Annotated in this window: 2 protein-coding genes; both read left to right on the top strand. The window is 31.8% G+C overall.

Annotation, left to right across the window (positions count from 1 at the left end; genetic code table 11):
- The first annotated feature begins 248 nt into the window (after window positions 1-248).
- Window positions 249-722: a hypothetical protein gene (locus ABD816_RS22150; protein ID WP_344931096.1), complete on the top strand. Its 474-nt coding sequence runs from the start codon at window positions 249-251 to the stop codon at window positions 720-722.
- A complete protein-coding gene (locus ABD816_RS22145) occupies window positions 715-939 on the top strand; it encodes a hypothetical protein (RefSeq protein WP_344931095.1) in 225 nt (74 codons plus the stop codon). The genes ABD816_RS22150 and ABD816_RS22145 overlap by 8 nt, the downstream gene beginning before the upstream one ends.
- Window positions 940-1,125 lie beyond the last annotated feature (186 nt).

Below are 1,125 nucleotides of genomic sequence, written 5' to 3'. Positions count from 1 at the left end.
ACTTCGCTTGTGTACGTCGATGCCAATAAATAACTTTGAGTCGGTAGTATCCTTTGTTTTCATAATAAAGAAATTAGATTGTTTTTATTATATAACTTAGGGTACGGCTTTTACATTGTTGCTAAAAATAATAAGGGTTAAGTGCCAAACCCAAAGTTGGTATATATTACAAAGTCCGCCAAATTTAATAGTAAGTACATTTTAATCCCTTACTATTCTTATACTAACCGTTAAGTGCAATTTGAAAAATGAAAATAATTGAGCTGATACCAAAAAAAGGAATTGAGCATATAGATTTTGGTATGACCAGAGATAAAGTTCGATCTATTATGGTTGACAAATACAATGCAGGTTCTCCTGTTAAACGAAATGAAGAAACAGAATGCTTTTTTGAAAATAGCCTTCAATTTTCATATGAACAAGACAACACTTTATCCTTTATAGAGGTTAGTTCATACCCTCCTATTGGCGTCAGAATTCTAGGTATTAATACTTGGGAAATAGATGGAAAAGAATTACTTGATTTTCTGAATGAAAGAGATAAAATGAATGAAAAAATATCAGAAGGTGGCAGTAATCCAATTTTTCAGGAGAACATAATTACCTTATACGAACTTGATGAGCAGTATGATGTAATTGGAGAATTTAAAGGTGAGAAGTGGGCTGCAATTGGTATAGGCGATTTGAGATATTATGAATCAATATGTGAAATTTATGAATAGAGATGACGTAATACGAATTATTAGTGACAGCTATCCTCTTGATATCGTCTCATTTGATCAAGAATTTCCAAATGAAGCATATTGTATTCGGTTGAATCAAGAAAATAAATGGGAAGTGTATTACTCAGAAAGAGGAAACAAAAATGATTTGAAAGAATTCAGTAGTGAATCAGAAGCGTGTACCGATTTACTAAAAAGAATGAAAAAAAGCACTTAACACGGTGTATAGTGCATACCCTTAGGGATACGCACCATACACAGAACGTTGTACCACATTGGGTACGTTAAAGGCACATAGTTTACAAAGTTAAAGGGACATAGTTTACACTTTTTCAAGTTATAATTTGAGACAAAAATCAAATTATTATGCCTTGGAAAAACACAACAACTATGGAACAAAAAA

The sequence above is a fragment of the Aquimarina addita genome (assembly GCF_039539305.1).
In the GTDB taxonomy this organism is placed as follows: domain Bacteria; phylum Bacteroidota; class Bacteroidia; order Flavobacteriales; family Flavobacteriaceae; genus Aquimarina; species Aquimarina addita.
The sequence above is the reverse complement of the archived record's forward strand: the minus strand, read 5'-3'. Positions and strand labels throughout refer to the sequence as shown.

Excerpts from the sequence above, each read along its gene's own strand:
- ABD816_RS22150 (WP_344931096.1), top strand. The coding sequence starts at position 249 with ATGAAAATAATTGAGCTGATACCAAAAAAAGGAATTGAGCATATAGAT.
- ABD816_RS22145 (WP_344931095.1), top strand. The coding sequence starts at position 715 with ATGAATAGAGATGACGTAATACGAATTATTAGTGACAGCTATCCTCTT.